The organism is Francisella noatunensis subsp. noatunensis (assembly GCF_009823375.1).
GTDB lineage: Bacteria > Pseudomonadota > Gammaproteobacteria > Francisellales > Francisellaceae > Francisella > Francisella noatunensis.
On record NZ_WBSX01000034.1, the window covers coordinates 1 to 15,956 of the forward strand.

The window sequence follows — 15,956 nt, forward strand, 5'->3', positions numbered from 1 at the left end:
AACTAGCAAGACTGGCATCAAAGTATTCTTTGCTGATCCATACAGTCCTTGGCAAAGAGGTACTAATGAAAACATGAATAGGTATATCAGACAATTTATACCTAAAGGTACTAACTTTAACAATATATCTCATCAATACATTAGAAAGTTACAGATAGACTTGAATAATAGACCTAAGAAATGTTTAAATTACTTGACACCTAATGAAGTACATTTTGGTATCTCTATAAACATTGAGAATACTATCTAGCGTATTTATTTTAATGTTATATATGAAACCATTAAACATGGCTAATATTTATAGCAAGTATTTATTGGGGTTTTGGATTAATTTGAAATACTATCTATTAGACTAGCTATCAAAAATCTAATATAGTAAAATTTTCTTTAATAGGTAACCTTAGTGAAAGTCATGACTTCTTTAGACAAGATTAATAGTTATTTTGAAAGTAGCATCCAAGCAAAAATTGAAACTGCTAATGTCCTGCCTCCAGCTATTGCACAGGCAGTAAATGCTATGGTATCTTGCCTAGAAAATGGTGGTAAGATCCTAGTATGTGGTAACGGTGGTTCAGCTGCTATAGCTCAGCACTTTACATCTAAGTTATTGAATCATTTTGATATGGAAAGACCACCTCTTCCAGCAATAGCTTTAACAGCAGATGTTGCAACTATTACAGCAATTGGAGATCACTATGGTTTTGCCCAGATTTTCTCCAAACAGGTAGCAGCACTAGGCAATGAAGATGATATATTATTAGTTATCTCAGCAAATGGAGATTCACAAAATATTATAAATGCTGTTGAAGAAGCTCATGATCTAGACATGAAAGTTGTAGCATTAACCGGTGCAAATGGTGGTAGGTTACAAACTATGTATAATCCAGATGATATCGAGTTAAGAGTTCCTTCTGATAATGTCGCAAATATTCAAGAGAATCACTTTCTTATAATTCATTGCTTATGTGATATTATAGATCAGAAATTATTTGTAGGCTTAGAAGATTAATATAATGATATTAAAATCTGTATTAAAGAATTTGTGTATTGTTTCATTTTTCCTGAGTCTATCTGCTTGTGGAGTTTTTATTGAGCCTTACACAGCTCCCGTGCCTCAAGGTAAAGAAATCAAGAATAAAAAGCTTTTTGATATCAAACCTAATATGACTAAAGGAGAGGTTGTTTATATATTAGGTTCTCCAGATATTGTCGATACTTTTAATCCAAATCAGTACATTTATATAAATACATATAAAAAACATATGACAGATACTGATTTTAGTGAGTCAAAGCTAATACTAACTTTTAATAACCAGGATAGGCTAGTAGGTATTTCTGGTAACTATGCGCCGCCTACTGATGAGCCTGTGTTTTAATTATTATTCTAAACCAAAATAAAACTCAGTATCGGTTTCATTTACGATTACACGATAATCTATAGAGACATCAGAATTATTACACAAGGATTTCAAGTCATTCAATAAAATATTTCCTAATAATTTCCTTAGTTCAGGACTTCTACCTGGTAGAATGTCAATCTCAAGTTGAATAAAGCTATCAAAGTTACTCAAACTGTCGCCAACTACATAAGTTTTGCATGGGTAGATAAGAGTTCTACATGTATGAATGTCTGTTTTAATCACTTCAACAAGTGTAGAGTGTAGGTTTCTACAAAAGTCATCTAATTTATTCGATATTTTAATATTATCTGTATAGTGAATTTTAATTGTAGGCATAAAATAACTAATCTTCTGTTAGTACAGAAAATAGTAACATAAATGAAAGGAATATGTTTATAGAAGAAACTTGAAAAAAAGAAATAATTAAGCAGCTGTAGAAAGAGCTTTGATCTTAGCACTTAGACGAGACTTATGTCTAGCAGCTTTGTTCTTATGGATTAGACCTTTAGAAGCGTATTTATCTAAAATAGGAACTACTTTTGCGAAGTTCTCTTTAGCAGCTTCAACATCACCTTTCTCGATCGCATAAGCAGCTTTCTTTAAGAAAGTTCTCATCATAGAACGACGCGCAACGTTGTGTTGACGATTTCTTTCAGCTTGAATAATTCTCTTTTTTGCTTGTTTTGAGTTAGCCAATTTAATTCTCCAGTTTTAATTTTTTAACTTTTTATAACCTTAGGCTTCTCTAGGGGATACGTGAGAAGCACAAATATATAAATTTAATAGCTAAAGTATTTTGCATATATTGTACATTTTTGTCAACTGAATTTGTAATTTTATTAAAGAATATTTAGTTATTTAAACTATAGCAATCACTACATTTTAAAGTCATTTTATAGCATAATAGGTATCTAGATTTATTAAATAAAAAATTACTTCTTAGTAGCAACAGAGCTTAAATATTATGAAAAACATCAGAAACTTTTCGATAATTGCACATATTGACCATGGTAAGTCGACTTTGTCAGATAGATTTATACAGGTATGCAATGGCCTTAGTGAGCGTGAAATGAAAGAGCAAGTCTTAGACTCGATGGATATAGAAAGAGAGCGTGGAATCACTATCAAGGCACAATCTGTAACTTTAGACTATGTAGCTAGAGATGGTCAAACATATCAGCTTAATTTTATTGATACTCCTGGACATGTTGATTTCTCTTATGAAGTATCGCGATCATTAGCGGCTTGTGAGGGTGCTTTGTTAGTTGTAGATGCAGCCCAAGGTGTAGAAGCTCAGACAGTAGCTAATTGCTATACTGCTATTGAGCAGAATTTAGAGGTTATACCAATTCTAAATAAAATTGACTTACCATCTGCAGAGCCTGATAGGGTTGCAGAAGAGATTGAAGAAATTATTGGTATCGATGCAACTGGAGCAACTACATGTAGTGCTAAGACGGGCATAGGTGTTGAAGATGTTTTAGAAACAATTGTTGCTAAAGTTCCAGCACCAGAGGGCGATGTTAATGCAAAGCTACAAGCTTTAATTATAGATTCATGGTTTGATAATTATCTTGGAGTGGTTTCCCTTGTAAGAATCAAAAATGGTACTCTTAAGAAGGGAGAGAAATTTAAAGTTATGTCAACTGGAGTTTCATATCAGGTTGATAGAGTTGGGGTATTTACACCGAAGATGAAAGACCTAGATCATTTAAAAGCTGGTGAGGTTGGTTTTATTGTCGCGGGTATTAAGGATATTCATGGAGCTCCGGTAGGTGATACTTTAACTCATACGCATAATCCAACTGATAAGCCTGTTCCCGGATTTAAAAAAGTTCAGCCACAAGTCTATGCAGGGATGTTTACTATAAGTTCTGATGATTATCCTGATTTTAGAGAAGCTTTAGATAAGCTAAGTCTAAATGATGCTTCATTATTTTTTGAGCCAGAAGTATCACAAGCTCTAGGTTTTGGTTTTAGATGTGGTTTCTTAGGTATGCTACATATGGAGATTATCCAAGAAAGATTAGAGAGAGAATACAATCTTGATTTAATCACTTCAGCTCCAACAGTTGTCTACAAGGCTGTCAAAAAGGATGGTGAAACTATAGATGTTGATAACCCATCAAAATTGCCAGAGCCAGGTGCAATAGCAGAGATACATGAGCCAATTGTAAGAGCGAATATTCTTGTGCCAAAAGATTATGTTGGTAGTGTAATTACGATATGTGTTGAGAAAAGAGGTGTTCAGGTTGACCTTAACTATGTTGGTAGTCAGGTTTCTATAACTTATGATTTACCGATGATTGAAGTGGTATCAGACTTCTTTGATACTCTTAAATCTGTTACAAAGGGTTATGGATCTTTGGACTATGAGTTAATTCGTTATGAAGCGGCAGATATGGTTCGTTTAGATGTACTTATCAATGGCGATAAAGTTGATGCTCTAGCAAGTATTGTGCATAAAGATCAAGCTAAGTATAAAGGTAGAGAATTGGTTGAGCGTCTTAAAGAACTAATTCCAAGACAAATGTTTGAAGTTGCAATTCAAGCAGCTATAGGTGGAACTATTGTTGCCAGAAGTACTGTTAAAGCATTGCGTAAGAACGTTTTAGCAAAATGTTATGGTGGTGATGTCTCGCGTAAGAAAAAGCTACTAGAGAAGCAAAAAGAGGGTAAAAAGAGAATGAAAAATATAGGTTCTGTTGAGATTCCTCAAGAAGCTTTCTTATCAGTTTTGAAGAAGTAATATTTATAGTTATTACTATTTTTAGTAACAGATCTTTGATCTGTTAGCTTATATTAATCTATCTTAAGACAGCACACTGTGCTGTCGCTACAGAAAGGTATAAATATTTAAATATGCAAAATAAAAAAATAATAGTAGGTATCTCAGGTGGTGTCGATTCGTCTGTTTCAGCGCTGCTTTTAAAACAGCAAGGCTATGATGTAACCGGTGTATTTATGAAAAACTGGGAAGAAGATGATACTGATGAGTTTTGCTCAGCAGAGCAAGATATTGCTGATGCTCAAGCAGTCTGTGATTCTATTGGTATACCTTTTAAGAAAATAAACTTTGCTGCGGAATACTGGGATAATGTCTTCGAGCATTTCCTTACAGAATATAAAGCCGGTAGAACGCCTAATCCAGATATCTTATGTAATAAAGAGATTAAGTTCAAAGCCTTTTTGAGCTATGTACATCTATTAGGGGGCGATTATATCGCTACAGGGCATTATGCTCGTACTAAGGTCGCTGATGATGGTTCGGTACAGTTAGTCAAAGGCCTTGATGATAGTAAGGATCAGACATACTTCTTATACACACTTGGTCAAGAGCAGTTAAAACAGACGATGTTTCCTATTGGTGATATTGAAAAATCTAGAGTACGCGAGATAGCCAAAGAGAATAATCTAGTAACATTCGATAAGAAAGATAGTACTGGGATATGTTTCATAGGCGAGCGTAAGTTTAAAGACTTTTTATCAAAGTTTTTGCCAGCTCAAAAGGGTGAAGTACATGATGAAAATGGTATCAAGATTGGTATGCATGATGGGCTTATGTACTATACAATTGGACAAAGACAGGGTCTTGGTATCGGTGGTGTAAAAAATCGTCCTGAGATACCATGGTTCGCAGCCCAAAAGGATTTAGAAAACAATGTTTTGATTGCTGTTCAGGGTCATGATCATCCAATGTTATTCAAAGACACATTACAGGCTATAGACCTTAGCTGGGTAGCTGGATCTGCTCCAGCAGATAGTTTTAGATGTTGTGCTAAAGTTAGGTATAGGCAAAAAGATCAAACTTGTAGCGTAGAGGTAAATAATGATGGTTCAGTTAATGTAGTTTTTAATGAACCACAAAGAGCAATCACTCCAGGACAATCTGTGGTCTTTTATGATAATGATGTTTGTTTAGGAGGGGGTATAATTATCTAGATTTCTATCAATATTTATAGATTATAGATTAATTATTGTCACTTGCTAGAGTTGTTTTTTGAGTGTTTGTGACGTCACCTTGTTTTTCTTGAGTTGGGCTAGGGGTAGAGCTACCACTTGTGGCTGTCTCTAAAGTACTGCTACTATTGGCGATAATATCATCGACAGCACTATCCTGATCTGCTTTTGTAATTAACTCATGATCTAATGTTGCAGCATCACTTGAAATTTCTTGGCGCGTATAGCTAGATTTGCTAGTGGTAGTATCAACTACATCATTCAAATAAATTCCAACTTCTTTTTTAACATCCTTTTGACACTTCATAACATCTCTCTGCATAAATTGTGCTTCATGTACTGTATTAATAGTCATATGTGTATATAAATATTCAGGATCAATAATATAAGGTCTAAGAGAAGTGTTATATTCCTTCTCTAGCTCAGGGAAGTTGACTGTGTATGCTACTTTGATACGTTTCCTACCATCACTATCTGTTATTAGCATCGCAACAAGATCTGCGTCTATTTTATAGTCATTTCTAACTAGGTGATACTGTTGTTTTCTATCTAATACTATCTGTCTGACAGGAGTTGCATATACATTCTCAGTTTTTATTGGTTTACTAACAGTTGTGATTCCTGCTCTTTGAAGCTCTGCCATAGCACGATCACCATAGTTATCTTTAGCCAATCTAAGATCAATTTCAATCATTTTAGCAAGTATTTTTTCTCTAAAATCTCTAGTTTGTTTTAGATCAAATGCAAGACATGTTCCTGTACCATCTTTTTGGAAACAGCCATTTCTCTTATCTATTAGTACAAAAAGCTTTCTAGTTTTATCATAATATAACTGGTAATCAGGAGTATTATCGCCGTGACCTAGATAAACGAATTGGTCATTAGATAACATTCCACATGAGGTAACAGCTAAAATTAATAGTAATAGTGATATTTTACTGAATATTTTACGCATATTTTAAATTCCATGATTTAACAAGCAGTTTCAAGACATAATTCTTGCTTAGTGACGCTGAAAAGTAAAGCCTTGATTATAGGAAAATACTAAAAATTAAGCATTGGCATTTTCTTGCATCAATTTTTTATATTTTTTCTCAATCATTTTTCGCTTAAGTGGACCAAGATGATCAAAAAAAGTAACACCATTTAGATGATCTATTTCATGTTGGATACATCTTGCTAAGAAATCATCTTTTTCAACTTCAATCTCTTTACCAAACTCATTAAGTGCTTTTATCTTAACTCTAGTTGCTCTATTTACCTTAGCAGAAACACCAGGAAATGATAGGCAACCTTCTTCATCAATTATCTTACCACTTTGGTCGATTATCTTAGGATTGATGATAGTAATTATCTTAGGAGCCTCACTCTCTAAGTTATCATACATTATAAAAAATCTCTTTTTGATACCAACTTGTATTGCAGCTAATCCTACACCATTTGCTTCTATCATTAACTCAGTCATTTCAGCTATTGTTGCTCGAAAATCATCATCTATCTCTTCTAGTGAGACTTCTTGTGCAATTTCTTTGAGTATAGGATGAGGATATTTTAGAATCTCTAAAGACATATTTTATACTCCTTGTTCTAATATATCTTTTTTCATTTTTGCCATAGTTAGAGCTGCTTGGACACAGTATTTACCTTTGTGCCCTTTTTTACCACCGACTCTTTCTAATGCTTGTTCTTTGTTGTGTGTAGTTAATATACCAAAGATTACAGGAAGGTTATACTCATGCATAACTCTTTGTGTGCCATAACTTACTTGATCACAAACATAATCATAGTGGTCTGTCTCACCTCTGATTACGCAACCAAGAAGTACAACAGCATCAACTTGGTTAGTCTCTGCTAAAAGTTTAGCAGTATAAGGCAGCTCTACTGCACCAGGAACTTTTTTAATATATATTTGACTATCTTTTAGACCTTGAGCATAAGCTTCTTCTAAGGCTCCTTCAAGCATCTTATCTGTTATTAATGAGTTAAATTCACTTACGACAATAGCTAGTTTTCTCATGGTCTATATCCCTTTAATTGTATGTTTTGCTTTAGTTTTCTTGGTTATTAAGTAGTTTCTGTTATGTGAGTTTACAAATGCTTCACAATATACAGGCTCGGCGTGTATGTTGACATTTCTAAGATCTGCTAATTTCTCAGGATTATTTGATATCAATCTACATTGATCTATATGATTATATTTTAGAACTTGTACGGCTAAATCATATTTTCTAGCATCTGCAGGTAATCCAAGAGCTAAATTTGCTTCAATAGTATCCATGTTCTCTTTTATCTGTAGATTATATGCTTTGAGCTTATTAGTCAGACCTATACCTCTACCTTCTTGATCAAGGTATATAAAAAATCCTCCCTCTTCACTAATCATTTCGATCCCTTTGTGTAACTGGTCTTGGCAGTCACAACGTAGTGATCCAAAAATATCCCCTGTTATGCAAGATGAGTGCATCCTAACCAGAGGATTGTTACCAGTGTAAGGTTTAGATAAAACAACAACTTCATCATTACTGAAATTATCTTTGTAGACGCTCATTTCTAATTCACCAATCTTTTTAAATGGTATCGTAGAGCTTGCCATTTTTGTGACAAAAATTTCAGTTGCTAAACGGTATTGATAAAGTTCAGCAATAGTTAGAATAGGTAGGTTATATTTTTTGGCAAATGCTTCTAATTCAGGTGCTTTCATCATTGTGCCATCTTTATTCATTAGTTCACATAGAACACCAGCGCTATTGAAGCCACTGAGTTTCATAAGATCCACAGTTGCTTCAGTATGACCATTTCTACCAAGTACACCTTTATCGTTTGCTATAAGCGGGAAAATATGTCCTGGTCGAGCTAATTCATCAGCTTTTGCATTGGTTTTTGAGGCTACTTGTATTGTATGTGCTCTATCTTTAGCAGATACTCCCGTAGTTACACCTTCTTTGGCTTCTATAGTCACTGTGAAGGGTGTTGTAAATGTGCTATTGTTTTGATCCGCTGCTACCATTGGTGTTAGATTTAATTGTTTTGCTTTTTTTGAGTCCATTGCTAAGCAAACAATACCACTTGTATATTCAAGCATAAAAGCGATATTAGCTTCTGTGGCTTTCTCACCCGGGAGAATTAAGTCTCCCTCATTTTCTCTATCGTAATCATCAAGTACAACCACAGGCTTGCCTTGCTTGAGAGTTTGTATTGCATTTTCAATATTTTCTTTTATTTGCTTAAACATTTTCTTTAAATCCTTGTATATATTTGTAGATATACTTACCCGTTGCATCAGCTTCAAGATTTACAATAGAGCCCTTAGTATAGTTCTTTGCAATAGTGACCTCAATAGTATGCGGTATCAAAGTTACTGTAAATGAGTCTTCAAGAGTATCAATTACAGTTATGCTCATACCATCTATAGTCACAAATCCTTTTGTGACTAGATATTTTAGTAATTCTTTAGATGCTGAAATCTCAACTAGCCACGCTCCACCGACATTTGTTATGCTTATAATTTGTCCAGTTTCGTCAATATGACCTTGTACCATGTGTCCACCGACATGATCGCCATAGCGCATAGCAAGCTCAGTATTCACTAACTGATTTTTTACTAGAATATTAAGATTAGTTTTTTGTAAAGTTTCTGGAACTGCATCAAAATTAGCTGTTGAATTTTGTTTATTAATCTCAGTTACTGTAAGGCAAGTACCATTGATAGCAACGCTGTCACCAATATTGCAATTTGTACTATTATCAAATTTTATACAAAAGGTTCTTATATTACTTTTATCTATTATATCTTCTACTGTCCCTAGTTCTTGGACAATGCCACTAAACATTGTTAGTTTCCTTAAAATATGAATTTATTAGTAAATCTTCGCCTAAAAAAGATACATCTTGAAATATGAGTTTCTCTTTAGGATTGCATCCTGATATTATAATAGGTGATAAATATGTTGCAAATTCATTAATTAGTTTTTGATTTATAAAATTTTCTAGAGTCTTTTTACCACCCTCAACCAAAAGGCTTGTTATCCCTGTTTGTCCCATTTTGTTTAAAAGGCTATCTAAGCACACTTGTCCTTTGAATGTTGGTAGTAGCCAGTACTCGATACAAATATTGTCTAGTTCGTTAGCAACTTGAGCGGAAATTTTTGAACATACAAAAATAGTTTTTGCATGATTTTGATCTAAAACTCTCCAACTCTTATCTATTTCTGAGAGATTATTAGAAATAATAAATCTAACAGGATGTTTCTTTTTGCTTAGCTGTATTCTTACATCAAGGCCAGGATTATCATCAATTAGAGTTTGCTTTCCAATTAATATTGCATCACAAATGTTACGTAGCTGGTGAGTGTCTACAAATGCTTCTTTAGAGCTGATTTTTTTTGAATCATTACCATTTACAGCTATTTTGCCATCAAGAGACATTGCCCATTTTGCATACACAAAAGGTTTTTGAGTTTTTTGGTAGTGGAAAAATATTTTATTTTGTTCTTGAGCTTGTTTTTGTAAGATGCCGACTTTGACTTCTATTCCAGCATCTTTGAGCTTTTGTATGCCTTTGCCTGCAACTAAAGGATTAGTATCAAGTGTAGCGACCACTACTTTTTGTATGCCTGCTCTAATTAATGCATCTGTGCAGGGTGGAGTCCTTCCGTGATGGCAACATGGCTCTAAGGTCACGTATGCAGTAGCACCTTTTGCTTTGTCTCCAGCTTTTTTCAGTGCATAGATCTCTGCATGAGCTTCTCCTACAGCTTCGTGCCAACCTTCTGAAATAATGGCTCCATTTTTTACTATTATGCATCCAACCATAGGATTTGGTGATACTGATAGCCTACCTCTATTTGCTAGAGTGAGTGCTTGTTGCATATAGTAGTTTTCAATATTTTTCATTTGCCCATATAAAATCTTTAGTTATATTTAGGGCAGGGATAGTCGAAACATGATAATATGCAAAACCTGCTACAAGAGGAGTTGCTATTACCAAGTTCTGCTTTTGAATTTCTTCAATCATCTTTTATCCAGACTATACTGTCGGCTTTGGAGTTACACCAAATCTGCTAGACCTTTTTAGTATCTAAAAAGCGCTCGAGGGCTTCTGTAATTAGACAGTTACCTCCGGTAGGGAATTTCGCCCTGCCCTGAAGATTATCTTTGAATTATATCATTTCTAAACTTTATATAGTAAGAAAGTTTTTAAATAAAATATGCAAAATTAATAATCAATATTTTTTTGTATAAATGAATGTCTGTGTGTAACTTAAGTGAATCAGTATTATATATTTGTAATATTATGCGTTATTGCAGGTTTCTCTAGTTATATTAATTTATAGGTATCTTAGGTTGCCAAAAGCTATAGGGTTAAATGTTTTAAGTGCTTTGATAGCATTGCTATTGAAGATTGATCATAAATCTCTCTTTCCTATATACTCATTATTGTACAATGTTAATTTTAAGGAAGTAGTTTTAGAAGTATTTCTTGGTTATCTTGTTTTTGCGTCAGCGATGTACCTAAACTTTATAGAAATAAAAAGAAACTCGTATGGTATATTTGTACTTTCTAGTTTAGGAGTCGTAATATCCACTTTTACAGTAGGTACATTATGTTGGGTTGCTGCACCACATATACTGGGAATTCATGTTGACTATGTACGTTGTCTTATGATTGGTGCTATCTTCTCACCAACGGATCCTGTTACAGTATTTGACGTATTCAAGAAAAATACAAATGTACCAAAGAAAGTGAAAACTATTTTATCAGGAGAGGCATTATTCAATGATGTGTTCTCAATCGTATTATTCCTATTCTTCTTATCTATTGTTATAGATTGCAAGCAAGACACAAGCTCGATCAAGCTTGTACTACTATTTATGCAAGATGGTGTTGGTGGAGCTTTACTTGGTATTATATTAGGTTATCTAGGTAAGTCTCTGATGAGTAAATTAGATGATGGATATACTCTTATTATAATATCTTTGGCATTAGTGGGTTTTGGCTCTTGGTTTGCGACACACTTACATGTATCTGAAGCTATTACCATGGCGATTACAGGAATTGTTATAGGAAACTCACGTCCACAGGGAAAAGTCTCAGTAGAGTCAAAAACTATTCTTACTAACTTTTGGATGGTTATTGATGAGCTTCTGAATGCTTTCTTATTTGTATTGGTTGGTATTGAGATACTTGAAATGAATCCTTCTTGGTATTATATCGCTGCAGGCGTTGTTGTTTTCATTATTTCTGTTCTTGCTAGATATAGTAGTGTGGTTATCTCTTTATTTCTTACAGAGAGAAATATAAGAGGTGATTTTTGGAAAAATAATCTTATTATCACGTGGGCTGGTCTAAGAGGAGGCGTGTCGATTGCATTAGCCTTGTCGATACCTTTAGCCCATAGACAAACAAACTCATTTTCAATCGTTTACATAGCAGTTTTTCTATCAATATTTATACAAGGAATAACTTTCAAAAGACTTCTTGATAGGGTATATAGCAATAAGGTGATTTCATCAAAATCTTAATGCTTAAATACATGTTACCTAAATTTTATATTTCAGAATTAAGATACATATAAAGCCAATTAACAAGTATAATAAGATACATATACACTATTAGTTATGTAATTATTGGAGATCTTCGGTTTTGAGCCTATATTCATTGTTTGTTTTACTTTGTGTTATAGCTGCGTATTCAAGTTATTTCAATTTAAGGTTTTTAGGTTTACCTAAAGCCATAGGTCTTACTGCTTTTATATCATTATCATTATTGGTGCTAATAAAATTAGAGCCAAACCTCTTTTCACCGGTATATGATATGCTGGATAGTGTTAATTTTGAGACTTTAGTATTGAAGATACTTTTAGGTTACCTTCTTTTTGCATCAGCGATGCACTTAGACTTTTCTAAGATTAGGGGCTTCTCCCTTGATATAGGTATTTTGTCAAGCTTAGGAGTTGTAATTTCAACTTTTATTATCGGTACCTTAAGCTGGTTGTTAGCTCCTGTTATTACAGGTGTAAATCTCAGTTATATTCATTGTCTAATGGTAGGAGCAATTTTATCGCCAACAGACCCTGTGACTGTGTTTGCTGTATTTAAAACTACAAAAAATGTTCCAGAGAAGGTTAAAGCTATCCTTTCGGGAGAGGCTATATTCAATGACGTATTTTCGATAGTTTTATTTTTGATTTTATTATCATCAATAATTCGTGGTAGTCAGGATATTAGCTTGAGTAATTTTGTGATAATGTTATTACAAGAGGGTGTTGGAGGCGTTGGCTTGGGGCTAGTGCTAGGTTATATTGGAGTTAAATTTATGTCTAACTCTGATGATCCACATACACTTATAATTATATCATTAGCTATAGTTAGTGTAGGATCTTGGATTGCAACTAGAGTTGAGGTATCTGAGCCTTTGGCAATGGTAGTTTGTGGCATAGTTATTGGTAATTCTAAGCCTAGAGGTATATTTCTGAAGGGTCAAAAAAAGTGTTATCAAGTTTCTGGACAGTTATTGATGAGCTTCTAAATACATTTTTATTTGTTTTGATAGGTATAGAAGCCTTAAAGATGACTTTCTCAAATGAGGTTATGATTGCGGGTTGTATCTTGTTTGTTATTGTACTTATAGCTAGATATTTGAGTGTTTTTGTTTCGATGTTGATGGTACATAAGACAACTCAAAATAATTTTTGGCGAAATAATCTTGTGATGACGTGGGCAGGTCTAAGAGGAGGCGTGTCGATTGCATTGGTTTTAAGTATACCTCTTGAGCATAGATACAGTCATACTTCATCGATTATTTATGTGGCTGTATTGTTATCAATATTTATACAAGGTATTTCTTTTAGGAAAGTTTTAGAAAAAAGCTTATGCTAAGAAATAGTATAACTGCACTAGATTTAGCTATACATTTCTTTTAGATGGCTGTTAAAGAAATCAAGAGCATTACCATAGTCATACTTGCCGGTAATAATTTCTATATATACAGCACTCTTATGCTCTCTAGCTTCTTTGAGTGTTTGTGCTAGCTCTTGACCTGTTTTTACTTTGATAGTTAACCAATCATTACAGCCAAAAGCCTTTGGTAAGTCTTTATAGTTTAATTGAGCAAGATCATCATAGCTTGGGTCTGGGTCCAACTCTAACGCTCTTTCGACCATAAAACCATCATTATTTATACATAATATGATAGGGTTTACTTTGTATCTCCCCATTACTCCTAGTTCATTAAGTGTTAATTGATGAGATCCCTCACCTATGATTAATACTGTTCTAGAATCAGGATTAGCTAGTGCTACGCCAAGAGTAGCGGGTGTTGCCCAACCAATAGAGCCCCATAACGTTTGATTATAATATTTTACACCTTCTGGTAAAGGTAGTTTTGGCATATTAAGAGAAGATGAGCCTGTTTCTACCACAAGATTATCTGTGTTCTTTAAGAATTTTAAAACTTGAGTGTATAGCACGCTAATCGTTAAGTTTTCTTGAGTTATCGGAGCATCTTGTATAGTCATTCTAGAGTATTCAGGACGATAGTTTATACTCTCAACTTTGTCTAATAATGCATCAAGTAACTCAGATAAATAAACATCGGCTAGATAAGTTTTCTTATCCTCAACAAATAAAGGCCCTAAATTCAGAACCTTATCTAAGTCTAAATTATTAGTAAATCCAGCAGTGTTAAAGTCAGACCATAGTGCATCGCCTAAATTAATCACAAGATCGGCGTCTTCAACTATCTTAGCTGTATTTGTATCTGATAATAAACCAGCATAAAATCCTATATAGTTAGGATGTGTTTCAGATATTACGCTCTTATCATGAGGCATAATAGCAAAAGGGATATTTAACTTTTCTATGAGTTTGATAGCTTTCTCAGTTATGCCAAATCTATCTAATTTGATAGCAGGGATAGCAACAACTTTTTTAGTTTTACTTAGATGCTCTAAGACTAGGTTTACAGCTAATTCAAGCTGATGAGGGTTCGTTTTTAGATAACTACAATCTATGTCGTCTGGTGTTATATCTGTGACGGGTCGACTACCACCGTAATGAGACACTTATATAAGCTGGCTTACGATATTTGAATGCTTCTGCTATGACTCTATTCATTTCTCTACGAGCATTTTCAGGAGTGATAACAGCTGAGACACAGGCTGCAGAAGCTGATAGATCAAAAAAGTTTCCAAAAACGCCATCACCTAATGTATGGTGAACTTGCTTTTTCTTTCCAACCGCTGCATCATTTGGGCTACCAACTAAGTGAAAAACAACTAAGTTCTCTGCTTTTGAGCCCATGACACCATTTAGAGCGCTCAACTCACCAACAGCATAAGTAGTACATAAGATAGCAGCTCCATTAACTCTGGCAAAACCATCTGCAGCATAGCTAGCATTAAGCTCATTAGCATTTACGATATTATTAAGTTTTGGGTTATTGATAAGTGCGTGATCTAATGCAAATGCAAAATCACCAGGTACTGAAAATGAATGATCTATTCCTAAATCGACCAATCTTGATACTACATATTCAGCCACATTGGTAGCATCTTTAGCAGTGTCGAAAACTTTTTTACCATTAATATTCTTACTCATAAATCCCTCTTTTAGTTAAAATAAATTTTAAAATCACTTTCAGCATATCCTTTGTTTATAGGTATAGCAATAATTTGATAACTATATTTTTTACAAAAGATAGCTTAACTAGTTATTTTAGAGAGATTTTTGTGCAAGGTGTTGTCAAAGCAGGAACTTGGTATTTTAAGATTCTCTTTTTGCAAAAGCGTATTTTTTAACTATTTTGCCACCAATTAGATGCTTTTGAATGATTTTTTCTAAAACTTCTGGAGTACATGAGTGATACCAAACATTATCAGGCTGTACTACTGCTATTGGACCATTTTGACAAACCCTTAGGCAGTATGTCTTTGATCTATAAATATGACCATTTTGTGACAATTTTAGCTCTTGGAGTCTCTTTTTTAGGTATTCCCATGACTTTAATGAGACATCACCAGCACAACATTTTTGTCTTTCTTGATCACAACATAGGAATATGTGTTTTTCAATATTATCTAGGCCTAGTTTTTTTGCTTTGGTTTCGAGTGATGCTGACATTTTAGTTACCCTTAAATTTAAACAGTGTAATTTTATTATAAATAGATTTAAAATTGTTGAGAAAATATTAACAAATATGGAGATAAAATGGAAAATAACATTTCCAAAGAGACACTAGAAAAGTTAGCTCAAGCTTATTTAAAGGAGCTAGATTGTATTCTGAAAGTTTTAAATAGTTGAAAGAGAGTTCCAAATATAGTTTATTAGGTTTTGACGAAACTAAAATAAACGATAAGGAACTAAAAAATGCCAAAGCACTTAACTCTTTCAAATAGATATTGTATAGAAGAATTACTTAAATTAGGATACCAAACATCTCAAATAGCCAATAAAATTGGCTATAGTGAAAGAGCTATAAAAAAGGAACTTAATCGCACTAGTATAAATAGTGACTATAATGCTGAGATAGCACAGAAGCTATATCAAAGCCGCAGAACTTCAAATAATCATAAGCTATCCTGTAAAGTTAAAAAGCTA

General features: G+C 33.7%; 19 protein-coding genes, 1 pseudogene and 1 riboswitch. Of the genes and pseudogenes, 9 read left to right on the plus strand and 11 right to left on the minus strand.

Annotated elements, in window-relative coordinates; all coding sequences use genetic code 11:
- The 3 genes from F8C69_RS04160 to F8C69_RS04170 form a co-directional block, all read left to right on the plus strand.
- Nucleotides 1–250, plus strand: a 250-nt coding sequence (locus tag F8C69_RS04160; protein WP_159183763.1) for an IS30 family transposase, incomplete at its 5' end; no start/stop codon positions are given.
- 162 nt (nucleotides 251–412) lie between these two features.
- Complete coding sequence (locus tag F8C69_RS04165) at nucleotides 413–1,009, plus strand: D-sedoheptulose-7-phosphate isomerase (RefSeq protein WP_159184322.1); 597 nt, start codon at nucleotides 413–415, stop codon at nucleotides 1,007–1,009.
- A gap of 4 nt (nucleotides 1,010–1,013) precedes the next feature.
- Nucleotides 1,014–1,376, plus strand: coding sequence for an outer membrane protein assembly factor BamE (locus F8C69_RS04170; RefSeq protein ID WP_201751494.1), 363 nt, complete (start codon nucleotides 1,014–1,016; stop codon nucleotides 1,374–1,376).
- 3 nt (nucleotides 1,377–1,379) lie between these two features.
- Here F8C69_RS04170 and F8C69_RS04175 read toward each other — a convergent pair whose 3' ends face one another.
- Nucleotides 1,380–1,736 carry a 5-carboxymethyl-2-hydroxymuconate Delta-isomerase gene (locus F8C69_RS04175; RefSeq protein ID WP_159184314.1) on the minus strand — a complete coding sequence of 119 codons (357 nt, stop codon included), beginning with the start codon at nucleotides 1,734–1,736 and terminating at the stop codon, nucleotides 1,380–1,382.
- 87 nt (nucleotides 1,737–1,823) lie between these two features.
- Nucleotides 1,824–2,096: a 30S ribosomal protein S20 gene (gene rpsT / locus F8C69_RS04180; protein WP_004286750.1), complete on the minus strand. Its 273-nt coding sequence runs from the start codon at nucleotides 2,094–2,096 to the stop codon at nucleotides 1,824–1,826.
- A 268-nt stretch (nucleotides 2,097–2,364) separates the two neighbouring features.
- Here rpsT and lepA point away from each other — a divergent pair, with 268 nt between their 5' ends.
- Together lepA and mnmA are read left to right on the plus strand one after the other, a co-directional pair.
- Entirely contained in the window at nucleotides 2,365–4,149 is a 1,785-nt protein-coding gene (lepA, locus tag F8C69_RS04185) for a translation elongation factor 4 (protein ID WP_004286749.1), read from the plus strand.
- Between the two features lie 113 nt (nucleotides 4,150–4,262).
- Complete coding sequence (mnmA, locus tag F8C69_RS04190) at nucleotides 4,263–5,342, plus strand: tRNA 2-thiouridine(34) synthase MnmA (protein WP_159184315.1); 1,080 nt, start codon at nucleotides 4,263–4,265, stop codon at nucleotides 5,340–5,342.
- A gap of 28 nt (nucleotides 5,343–5,370) precedes the next feature.
- Here the strand turns inward: mnmA and F8C69_RS04195 are convergent, their stop codons facing one another.
- The 7 genes from F8C69_RS04195 to F8C69_RS11020 all read right to left on the minus strand — a co-directional run bounded on the left by F8C69_RS04195 (nucleotide 5,371) and on the right by F8C69_RS11020 (nucleotide 10,374).
- On the minus strand, nucleotides 5,371–6,315 hold the full coding sequence (locus F8C69_RS04195; protein ID WP_159184316.1) for an FTN_0109 family protein: 945 nt from the start codon (nucleotides 6,313–6,315) through the stop codon (nucleotides 5,371–5,373).
- A gap of 96 nt (nucleotides 6,316–6,411) precedes the next feature.
- The gene (gene def / locus F8C69_RS04200; protein WP_159184317.1) at nucleotides 6,412–6,930 is read right to left on the minus strand and encodes a peptide deformylase; all 519 of its coding nucleotides are present in this window, start codon (nucleotides 6,928–6,930) and stop codon (nucleotides 6,412–6,414) included.
- A 3-nt stretch (nucleotides 6,931–6,933) separates the two neighbouring features.
- Nucleotides 6,934–7,377: a 6,7-dimethyl-8-ribityllumazine synthase gene (gene ribH / locus F8C69_RS04205; RefSeq protein WP_159184318.1), complete on the minus strand. Its 444-nt coding sequence runs from the start codon at nucleotides 7,375–7,377 to the stop codon at nucleotides 6,934–6,936.
- Between the two features lie 3 nt (nucleotides 7,378–7,380).
- Nucleotides 7,381–8,592, minus strand: a complete 1,212-nt coding sequence (gene ribB / locus F8C69_RS04210) for a 3,4-dihydroxy-2-butanone-4-phosphate synthase (RefSeq protein WP_159184319.1) — start codon at nucleotides 8,590–8,592, stop codon at nucleotides 7,381–7,383.
- Nucleotides 8,585–9,190, minus strand: coding sequence for a riboflavin synthase (locus F8C69_RS04215; RefSeq protein ID WP_159184320.1), 606 nt, complete (start codon nucleotides 9,188–9,190; stop codon nucleotides 8,585–8,587). Before F8C69_RS04215 ends, ribB begins: the two co-directional genes overlap by 8 nt.
- Complete coding sequence (gene ribD, locus F8C69_RS04220; protein WP_159184321.1) at nucleotides 9,183–10,253, minus strand: bifunctional diaminohydroxyphosphoribosylaminopyrimidine deaminase/5-amino-6-(5-phosphoribosylamino)uracil reductase RibD; 1,071 nt, start codon at nucleotides 10,251–10,253, stop codon at nucleotides 9,183–9,185. Before ribD ends, F8C69_RS04215 begins: the two co-directional genes overlap by 8 nt.
- Nucleotides 10,240–10,374, minus strand: a complete 135-nt coding sequence (locus F8C69_RS11020; protein WP_267906202.1) for a hypothetical protein — start codon at nucleotides 10,372–10,374, stop codon at nucleotides 10,240–10,242. Before F8C69_RS11020 ends, ribD begins: the two co-directional genes overlap by 14 nt.
- Nucleotides 10,366–10,513: riboswitch (FMN riboswitch) on the minus strand. It overlaps the preceding gene by 9 nt.
- 190 nt (nucleotides 10,514–10,703) lie before the next feature.
- Here F8C69_RS11020 and F8C69_RS04225 point away from each other — a divergent pair.
- The 3 genes from F8C69_RS04225 to F8C69_RS11025 all read left to right on the plus strand — a co-directional run bounded on the left by F8C69_RS04225 (nucleotide 10,704) and on the right by F8C69_RS11025 (nucleotide 13,238).
- Nucleotides 10,704–11,882 carry a cation:proton antiporter gene (locus tag F8C69_RS04225; protein ID WP_192189630.1) on the plus strand — a complete coding sequence of 393 codons (1,179 nt, stop codon included), beginning with the start codon at nucleotides 10,704–10,706 and terminating at the stop codon, nucleotides 11,880–11,882.
- A gap of 136 nt (nucleotides 11,883–12,018) precedes the next feature.
- Entirely contained in the window at nucleotides 12,019–12,888 is an 870-nt protein-coding gene (locus tag F8C69_RS04230; RefSeq protein WP_252988798.1) for a cation:proton antiporter domain-containing protein, read from the plus strand.
- Nucleotides 12,849–13,238 carry a cation:proton antiporter domain-containing protein gene (locus tag F8C69_RS11025; RefSeq protein WP_252988797.1) on the plus strand — a complete coding sequence of 130 codons (390 nt, stop codon included), beginning with the start codon at nucleotides 12,849–12,851 and terminating at the stop codon, nucleotides 13,236–13,238. The genes F8C69_RS04230 and F8C69_RS11025 overlap by 40 nt, the downstream gene beginning before the upstream one ends.
- Nucleotides 13,239–13,261: 23 nt before the next feature.
- Here F8C69_RS11025 and F8C69_RS04235 read toward each other — a convergent pair.
- Together F8C69_RS04235 and F8C69_RS04240 are read right to left on the minus strand one after the other, a co-directional pair.
- Nucleotides 13,262–14,957 (minus strand): annotated as a pseudogene (locus F8C69_RS04235) (alpha-keto acid decarboxylase family protein).
- Nucleotides 14,958–15,122: 165 nt separating this feature from the next.
- A complete protein-coding gene (locus tag F8C69_RS04240; protein ID WP_004286738.1) occupies nucleotides 15,123–15,479 on the minus strand; it encodes a (2Fe-2S) ferredoxin domain-containing protein in 357 nt (118 codons plus the stop codon).
- Between the two features lie 246 nt (nucleotides 15,480–15,725).
- On the opposite strand from F8C69_RS04240, the gene F8C69_RS04245 reads away from it, so the two are divergent.
- Nucleotides 15,726–15,956 (plus strand): helix-turn-helix domain-containing protein (locus F8C69_RS04245; protein WP_159183974.1); only part of this gene is annotated, 231 nt, incomplete at its 3' end.

Coding starts and splice junctions, on each gene's coding strand:
- F8C69_RS04165 (WP_159184322.1), top strand. CDS start 413: ATGACTTCTTTAGACAAGATTAATAGTTATTTTGAAAGTAGCATCCAA.
- F8C69_RS04170 (WP_201751494.1), top strand. CDS start 1,014: ATGATATTAAAATCTGTATTAAAGAATTTGTGTATTGTTTCATTTTTC.
- F8C69_RS04175 (WP_159184314.1), bottom strand. CDS start 1,736: ATGCCTACAATTAAAATTCACTATACAGATAATATTAAAATATCGAAT.
- lepA (WP_004286749.1), top strand. CDS start 2,365: ATGAAAAACATCAGAAACTTTTCGATAATTGCACATATTGACCATGGT.
- mnmA (WP_159184315.1), top strand. CDS start 4,263: ATGCAAAATAAAAAAATAATAGTAGGTATCTCAGGTGGTGTCGATTCG.
- F8C69_RS04195 (WP_159184316.1), bottom strand. CDS start 6,315: ATGCGTAAAATATTCAGTAAAATATCACTATTACTATTAATTTTAGCT.
- def (WP_159184317.1), bottom strand. CDS start 6,930: ATGTCTTTAGAGATTCTAAAATATCCTCATCCTATACTCAAAGAAATT.
- ribH (WP_159184318.1), bottom strand. CDS start 7,377: ATGAGAAAACTAGCTATTGTCGTAAGTGAATTTAACTCATTAATAACA.
- ribB (WP_159184319.1), bottom strand. CDS start 8,592: ATGTTTAAGCAAATAAAAGAAAATATTGAAAATGCAATACAAACTCTC.
- F8C69_RS04215 (WP_159184320.1), bottom strand. CDS start 9,190: ATGTTTAGTGGCATTGTCCAAGAACTAGGGACAGTAGAAGATATAATA.
- ribD (WP_159184321.1), bottom strand. CDS start 10,253: ATGAAAAATATTGAAAACTACTATATGCAACAAGCACTCACTCTAGCA.
- F8C69_RS11020 (WP_267906202.1), bottom strand. CDS start 10,374: ATGATTGAAGAAATTCAAAAGCAGAACTTGGTAATAGCAACTCCTCTT.
- F8C69_RS04240 (WP_004286738.1), bottom strand. CDS start 15,479: ATGTCAGCATCACTCGAAACCAAAGCAAAAAAACTAGGCCTAGATAAT.